Raw genomic sequence first — 6,946 nt, 5'->3', positions numbered from 1 at the left:
CGACACGCTATCCACGCTGTTTGACCAGGCCAACCTGGGTGCCAGCACCTTGCATGCGGTCATTAACAGCAGTCAGGACGCGCAACGCTTCACTCGCCTGAAGGTTGGCCAAGTACTGGAGTACCAGACCGATACGGACGGCCAGCTGACCGCAATGCGCTCCAAATTGAGCGACCTGGAAACCATCCGCATCGATCGGACGGCCGACGGCTACTCATTCAGCAAGCAGGTTATCGAACCCGAAACCCGTGAACGCTACGTTCAAGGCACCATCAACAGCTCGCTGTTTCTCGCCGCGCAGAACGCAGGCCTCAACCACAACCTGACCATGCAGATGGCCAACATCTTTGGCTATGACGTCGACTTCGCCCGCGACATCCGCCAGGGCGACAGCTTTGAGGTCCTATTCGAAGAGCTGCATGTTGGCGACAAGACTGTCGGCACCAACAATATCCTGGCCGCTCGCTTCACCAACCGCGGCAAGACGTACACAGCCGTCCGTTACACTGACCACAATGGCTACGCCAGCTACTACCGCGCCGACGGCACCAGCATGCGTAAGGCCTTTATTCGTACACCGGTTGATTTTGCCCGCATCAGCTCCCGCTTCAACCCCGGTCGCCTGCATCCGGTACTCAACCGTATTCGAGCCCACAAGGGCGTCGATTACGCAGCAGCAACCGGAACACCAATCAAGGCTACCGGTGACGGCCGCGTGGTTTCAGCAGGCCGTAAAGGCGGCTACGGCAATGCAGTTGTCATCCAGCACGGCCGCAAGTACCAGACCCTGTACGGCCACATGAGTCGCTTTGCCAGTGGCATCACTGCCGGAACCCACGTCACACAGGGACAGATCATCGGCTATGTCGGCATGACCGGCCTGGCAACCGGCCCGCACCTGCATTACGAGTTCCGTGTTGACGGTCGCCACGTTGACCCTCTGAGCGTGCAGCTGCCCGCTTCTGACCCAATACCGAGCAGCGAGCGTACAGCCTTCCTCGCGACCAGCCAGCAGCTGATGGCGTCGATGGATCAGTCCCGCGCCACCCAGCTCGCCACACTGGATCAGTAATGCCCTCCTTGTATGTCGGTATCATGTCAGGCACCAGCCTGGATGGTATCGACATCACCCTCTCCCGGTTCCGAGACCCCCATCAGGCCGAATGTCTGGACGCGCTATGCGTGCCGATGCCAGCGGATCTGCGCCAGCAGTTGCTTGACCTGTGCAGCCCCAGCAGCGACGAGCTTTACCAGGCCGGGATCGCGGGCAACGCCTGGGCGCGACTGGCAGCAGAAGGCGTACAACAACTGCTGAACCAGAATCCGGTATGTCGCGAGCAGGTGCGCGCTATCGGTAGCCACGGCCAGACCGTTCGCCACCATCCGGACCAGGGATTCAGCTTGCAAGTCGGAGCGCCGTCATTACTGGCGGAACTTACCGCCATCGACGTGATAGCGGACTTTCGCAGTCGCGACCTCGCAGCGGGGGGCGAAGGAGCGCCGCTGGTCCCTGCGTTTCATCAGTGGCTGCTGACTAGCCCGACTCAGACTCGCACCTTGGTAAACATTGGTGGATTCGCCAACCTGACGATTCTGCGGCCCGGCCAAACAGCTGCTGGCTTTGATTCGGGACCGGGCAACGCGCTAATGGACAACTGGGCTCAGCGTCATATTGGCACCCCTTACGACGCCGATGGCGACTGGGCCAGCCAGGGTCAAGCACACCAGGTGCTGCTTGATCGTATGCTTGCCGACCCCTACTTTGCACGGACCGGCCCCAAAAGCACCGGACGCGAATATTTCCACGAGGCCTGGCTGGCCGCACACCTGAAGCACACCCCAGGCGTATCTGCTGTTGACGTGCAAGCCACTCTCGCCACGCTCACTGCCACAACGATCGCCGACAGCCTACAGCAGGTCGCACGCGATACGAACGAGCTATACATTTGTGGCGGCGGCGCGCGCAATGCACACCTGATGAGGCTCCTGCAGCAGCGGCTGCCTGCACAAAAGGTTCAGTCGACGGACGCGCTGGGCGTCAGTCCGGACTGGATGGAAGCAATGGCATTTGCCTGGCTGGCATGGAGGTTCGATCAGCGACTGCCGGGCAATCTGCCCAGCGTAACCGGTGCACAGGGAGAGCGCATCCTGGGGGCGCTCTACCCCGCCTAGTCAGATCGAGAAGGAAGACCCGCAGCCGCAGGTGGTGCTGGCATTGGGGTTATTGATGACGAAGCGTGAACCTTCAAGCCCTTCCTGATAGTCCACCTCTGACCCAGCCAGGTACTGGAAGCTCATTGGATCAACCACCAGTCGCACGCCATCGCGCTCAACAATGGTGTCATCTTCAGCCAACTCGTCATCGAAGGTGAATCCGTACTGGAAGCCTGAACAGCCGCCGCCCGTCACGAAAACACGCAGACTCAGACTGTCATTCCCTTCTTCTTCAATCAGTGAGCGCACCTTACTGACCGCGTTATCACTGAAAATAAGCGGGGAAGGGATAAAGACTTCAGCAGACATACAACCTCCGGCGGCCACAGCCGCAGCACAACAGGGCGGCCATTATCCGTTTTCCCGAGGTTTTTGGTCAACTATTCTCCGTTTCCAGCTGGAGAACCGGGTCAAGCTGCACCGCTTGCGCCTCATCGGCCAAGTAGTTGAGCTGACCATTGATCTGCGCGCCCATGACCATCTCCATGTAGCGATAGTAAAGGTCGCCGCTTATGCGCGCCTTGGTATCGAGTTCGAGATGCTCCAGCGCATGCACATCCCCGACCACCTGGCCATTAATAACCACATGAGGTGCCTTGATCACGCCCTCGACATAGCCGTGCTCGCTGACACGAACCAGGCCTTGCTCAGCCTCAATGTTACCGATAATGCGCCCATCAACCTGCAACGCGCCATCAAAGCGCATGTCGCCTCGAATCTGAGCCTGCTGAGCAATGATGGTGGTCTTGCCGCTGAATTGACTGATATCGGCCTTTTTGTGCTTGTCGGATCCCCACATCAGGGTGCTGCTCCTGTAACCGTCCAATCGAATACCTGCTCAACCAGGGTGTCATCGTCACGGGTCGCAACAAGCGTGACCTGCGCTGGCTCAAACCCCTCGGGAAGCGTTATAAAAGCCTGCTCGCTGCGCGCCGGCACCACCTGAAAGTAGCGGAAGTTCAGGTCCAGACTATCGCTACCCAACGCTGGGGACAACTCGGACAAAGGCAAGGTCTCAGCCTTGCCGTCGCGTTTGCCCGCGACACTGATCGCCAGCTTGGCCTGCAGCGTGTCGCCCTCGTCGCCCACCCGACTGACCATGACTTTATAGCGAAAAGTGTCGTCAGCATCTGTGGCCTGCAGCTCAAAAGCCTGGATCCGCAACCCCGGTGCCATCGCATTGGGCGCCAGCACACCCTGATACTGAGCCAGACTTTGCTGCTGCTTGAACAGCTGCGCTTCCAGCTCATGAATGATCTGCTGACCTTCCTGTACCGAGTCACGCGCCACCAGCAGGTCGACCTCCATCTGGTGATAACGCTGACGGGCATCTTCCAACTCTCTGGCCAGTTGCGCCTGACTCTCAATCAGCGCCTGACGCTCCAGCTCAAGCGGCTGCTGGTGTTGCATCGCGGCTTCCCAGCCCTGCCAGGCGCTGACCGGGATCGAGATCAGCAAAAGAATGACCATCCCGCGCCGCCAGCGCCGCTGCATCCGACTTTCGCGCGGCTGCAGCGTGACATGGTGATCTCGAAACGAGTGAGAGCCGGCGCGCTTTGACCAGCGCATCAGGGCATCAGCGCGGGCTGCTGCAGACCGGCGCGCTCGTCCAGCCCGAACAGGATGTTCATATTCTGTACCGCCTGCCCGGAAGCGCCTTTGGTCAGGTTATCAATCACTGACAACACCACCACCAGGTCCCCACCCTGCGGACGGTGCACGGCGATACGGCATACGTTGGCGCCACGCACGCTGCGGGTTTCCGGGTGGCTGCCAGCCGGCATCACATCAACAAAGGGCTCATCTGCGTAACGCTTTTCGAACAGCGCCTGCAGGTCCACACTGGTATCCGCCACACGCGCGTAAAGGGTGGCATGAATACCGCGAATCATCGGCGTCAGGTGCGGCACAAAGGTCAGACCAACAGGGCCACCGGCAGCCAGTTGCAGACCCTGGCGAATTTCTGGCAGATGACGGTGACCCGCAACCCCATAGGCCTTCATGCTTTCACCCGCCTCGCAAAACAGCGAACCAACATTCGCGCCACGACCTGCGCCACTGACGCCTGACTTGCAGTCGGCGATCAGCGTCGCCGGATCGGCCAGCCCCGCTTCCAGCAACGGAATCAAACCCAACTGGGCCGCGGTCGGATAGCAGCCGGGGACGGCGATCAGGCGCGCACTCCGAATGGCCTCTCGGTTAACCTCGGGCAGACCGTACACCGCTTCCGGCAGCAGGTCCGGCGCGCCGTGCGGCTGGTGATACCACTGGGCCCACTCTTCGGCGTCACGCAGACGGAAGTCCGCGGACAGGTCGATCACCTTGACGCCGGTTGCCAGGAGTTCACCCGCAAGCGAGTGAGCGACGCCATGCGGAGTAGCAAAGAACACGACGTCACAAGCGCCGAGGGCAGCGACATCCGGCACAGAAAAACGCAGGTAATCGTAGTGACCGCGCAGATTGGGATACATATCTGCAACGCAGAGGCCTTCTTCAGATCGCGACGTGATGACCTCGACATGCGCTTCGGGGTGCTGGGCCAACAGCCGCAGCAACTCAACACCGGTGTAGCCGGTTCCGCCTACAATGCCTACTTTGATCATCATCACATCCTGAATTGCGTTTGAATTATTGGTAACCTGCGGCCAGCCTGCGCAACGGTGCCGCAAAACGGTCCCCTATGATAAAAGCGCTGGCGGAAATTACCAGCGCTGACCCGGCGCCAGCCAGCTTACAGGAGAGACGCGTGTACCTCTGGATAAAAGCCTTTCACATCATGGCCGTGATTACCTGGTTTGCCGGCCTGTTCTACCTGCCCCGCCTGTTCGTCTATCACGCTCAGGCCGAAGACGAGATCAGTCGCGAGCGTTTCAAGATCATGGAGCGCAAGCTGCTGCGCGGAATAATGAACCCCTCCATGATCATCGCCCTGCTGCTCGGTGGCTGGATGCTCTATCTAAACCCGGGCTGGCTAAGCCAGGGCTGGATGCACGCCAAGCTGACGCTGGTCACCCTGCTGGTAATCTACCACCACCTCTGCGGTCGCATTCGAACCCGCTTCGCGGCTGACGCCAATACTCGCTCACACGTCTACTACCGCTGGTTCAACGAGGCTCCAGTGCTGGCTTTGGTGGGTATTGTTATTCTGGTTGTAGTCAAGCCCTTCTAATCCGCCCTCACGGCCCTGTCCTGCGCCCAGGCGCGCAGGGCTTGCAGCTTTTCGGCCATGACGACTGACAGTGGTGAAGTCCGACCAATTGCCGCCAGTATGTCGCGCCCGCCCAGCAGCTCCCCACTGGCTGCAGTCGCATAAACCGCCGACACCACCGCCTGTTCGATCTCCGCGCCAGAAAATCCTTCACTGGCCTGCGCCAACTGCTGCAGATCGAACTGACTCGGATCAAGGTCGCGCTTGGCCAAGTGAATGCCGAAGATTTCGGCACGTACGGCCTCATCCGGCAGATCGACAAAGAACAGCTCATCGATCCGCCCCTTGCGGATCAGTTCCGGCGGCAGTTGCGACACATCATTGGCGGTCGCCACCAGAAAAACCCGCGATTGCCGTTCCGCCATCCAGGTCAACAGGCTGCCCAGCATACGGCGCGAAACGCCACTGTCACTCTGATCTGCGGCAACACCCTTTTCGATTTCATCGATCCAGAGAACGCAAGGCTCAAGTGCATCCGCCAACTGCAATGCCTCGCGCAGATTTTTCTCTGTTTCCCCAATGTACTTGTTATACAGCCCAGCCATGTCGAGCCGCAGCAACGGCATCCCCCACAGGCCGGCGACAGCCTTGGCAGCCAGGCTCTTGCCGGCACCCTGCACGCCGACCAGCAAGACGCCGCGCGGCATATCCTGAACGCTCCCCGCGCTGCTGAACACTGCCTGCCGGTCCGCCAACCAGGCTTTCAGTTTTTGCAAGCCGCCCACCTCGCCAAAGCGGGCAGTTTCCTGCTCATAGCTGAGCACGCCATCCAGGCCGAGCAGCTCGAACTTCGCCTTGTTCAGGTTCGGCAGGTCGCTCTGGTCAATAGCGCCGTCGTCGATGATCAGGTTGCGGGCCAGTCGACGCGCCTCATCATGGGTCGTGCCGCGCAGGTTGCGTACCACCTGCTGCAACGTGCGGTTATCAGTACGCACCCGCTGACCACGGTTGGCCTCGCTCCAGCGGATCGCTTCCTCCCGCACAATCGCGGTGAGCTCTTCTTCGGACGGCATGCTCAATTGCAGCCGGGCCGCCAGCCGGCCGAGTTCCGGCGGCAGAGTGACACCGTGACTGATCAAAATCAGCGTCGGACCCGTCACTCCCGGGTTCATGGCAAGAGTCTTCAACTGCCGGACGATGCGCGGCGAGTCAAGGAACGGGTGCAGATCGCAGAACACATACAGCGCGTTCTCGCCAGACTCTCGCACCACATCAAGCGCAACACCTGCATCGCGGGTATCCCGCTCCGGGTCAAGGTCAGCACCAAAACCGAGCCGACTCAGACCATCCAGATGATTCCAGGTGTACCATGTCTGCGCGCGTTGCACGGCCAGCGAGCCGATGGTTTCAAGCACCCGCAATTCCTGCCAGGACTCAATGACGATCAACCGGACACGCGAATCCAGCACCAACCCAAGGTCGTGAATATCGTTTTTCAACCAACGCCTCCTCTGCTGCGCAGCGCGCCATGCTACGCACTTCCCGATAGTGCCAATCCGTTTGCCTGCGTTACACTGCCGATGA

The 6,946-nt window shown here is 60.1% G+C and carries 8 protein-coding genes (1 of these 8 only partly in view); 3 read left to right on the top strand and 5 right to left on the bottom strand.

From position 1 onward, the window contains the following. Both ACKPCU_RS04770 and ACKPCU_RS04765 read left to right on the top strand, forming a co-directional pair. A protein-coding gene (locus ACKPCU_RS04770; protein WP_321350291.1) for a peptidoglycan DD-metalloendopeptidase family protein crosses the window boundary here: on the top strand, positions 1 to 1,072 show its 3' portion. The gene continues 356 nt to the left of window position 1, outside the view; only the last 1,072 of its 1,428 coding nucleotides appear in the window; its start codon lies off the left edge, out of view; it ends in the stop codon at positions 1,070 to 1,072. Further along, positions 1,072 to 2,172, top strand: a complete 1,101-nt coding sequence (locus ACKPCU_RS04765) for an anhydro-N-acetylmuramic acid kinase (protein ID WP_321350289.1) — start codon at positions 1,072 to 1,074, stop codon at positions 2,170 to 2,172. The genes ACKPCU_RS04770 and ACKPCU_RS04765 overlap by 1 nt, the downstream gene beginning before the upstream one ends. Here ACKPCU_RS04765 and erpA read toward each other — a convergent pair whose 3' ends face one another. The 4 genes from erpA to argC all read right to left on the bottom strand — a co-directional run bounded on the left by erpA (position 2,173) and on the right by argC (position 4,817). Beyond that, a complete protein-coding gene (gene erpA, locus ACKPCU_RS04760; protein WP_104739508.1) occupies positions 2,173 to 2,523 on the bottom strand; it encodes an iron-sulfur cluster insertion protein ErpA in 351 nt (116 codons plus the stop codon). It abuts the gene before it with no gap. Positions 2,524 to 2,590: 67 nt separating this feature from the next. Continuing rightward, the gene (locus ACKPCU_RS04755; protein ID WP_321350287.1) at positions 2,591 to 3,013 is read right to left on the bottom strand and encodes a bactofilin family protein; all 423 of its coding nucleotides are present in this window, start codon (positions 3,011 to 3,013) and stop codon (positions 2,591 to 2,593) included. After that, entirely contained in the window at positions 3,013 to 3,684 is a 672-nt protein-coding gene (locus ACKPCU_RS04750; protein ID WP_321350286.1) for a DUF6776 family protein, read from the bottom strand. The genes ACKPCU_RS04755 and ACKPCU_RS04750 overlap by 1 nt, the downstream gene beginning before the upstream one ends. Before the next feature lie 98 nt (positions 3,685 to 3,782). Next, on the bottom strand, positions 3,783 to 4,817 hold the full coding sequence (argC, locus tag ACKPCU_RS04745) for an N-acetyl-gamma-glutamyl-phosphate reductase (RefSeq protein WP_321350283.1): 1,035 nt from the start codon (positions 4,815 to 4,817) through the stop codon (positions 3,783 to 3,785). Positions 4,818 to 4,990: 173 nt separating this feature from the next. Between argC and hemJ the strand changes: the two genes are divergently transcribed. Next, positions 4,991 to 5,383 (top strand): protoporphyrinogen oxidase HemJ, encoded by a 393-nt coding sequence (gene hemJ / locus ACKPCU_RS04740; RefSeq protein WP_321351739.1) that lies wholly within the window; start codon positions 4,991 to 4,993, stop codon positions 5,381 to 5,383. On the opposite strand, the gene ACKPCU_RS04735 is transcribed toward hemJ, so the two are convergent. After that, positions 5,380 to 6,861, bottom strand: coding sequence for an AAA family ATPase (locus ACKPCU_RS04735; protein WP_321350281.1), 1,482 nt, complete (start codon positions 6,859 to 6,861; stop codon positions 5,380 to 5,382). The genes hemJ and ACKPCU_RS04735 overlap by 4 nt on opposite strands. Between the last annotated feature and the right edge of the window lie 85 nt (positions 6,862 to 6,946).

The sequence above is a fragment of the Halopseudomonas oceani genome, from assembly GCF_963677335.1.
GTDB classification, from domain to species: domain Bacteria; phylum Pseudomonadota; class Gammaproteobacteria; order Pseudomonadales; family Pseudomonadaceae; genus Halopseudomonas; species Halopseudomonas oceani.
The sequence above is the reverse complement of the archived record's forward strand: the minus strand, read 5'-3'. Positions and strand labels throughout refer to the sequence as shown.

What these genes read in the sequence shown, in the direction of transcription:
- ACKPCU_RS04765 (WP_321350289.1), top strand. Translation starts at nt 1,072, where the DNA reads ATGCCCTCCTTGTATGTCGGTATCATGTCAGGCACCAGCCTGGATGGT.
- erpA (WP_104739508.1), bottom strand. Translation starts at nt 2,523, where the DNA reads ATGTCTGCTGAAGTCTTTATCCCTTCCCCGCTTATTTTCAGTGATAAC.
- ACKPCU_RS04755 (WP_321350287.1), bottom strand. Translation starts at nt 3,013, where the DNA reads ATGTGGGGATCCGACAAGCACAAAAAGGCCGATATCAGTCAATTCAGC.
- ACKPCU_RS04750 (WP_321350286.1), bottom strand. Translation starts at nt 3,684, where the DNA reads ATGGTCATTCTTTTGCTGATCTCGATCCCGGTCAGCGCCTGGCAGGGC.
- argC (WP_321350283.1), bottom strand. Translation starts at nt 4,817, where the DNA reads ATGATCAAAGTAGGCATTGTAGGCGGAACCGGCTACACCGGTGTTGAG.
- hemJ (WP_321351739.1), top strand. Translation starts at nt 4,991, where the DNA reads ATGGCCGTGATTACCTGGTTTGCCGGCCTGTTCTACCTGCCCCGCCTG.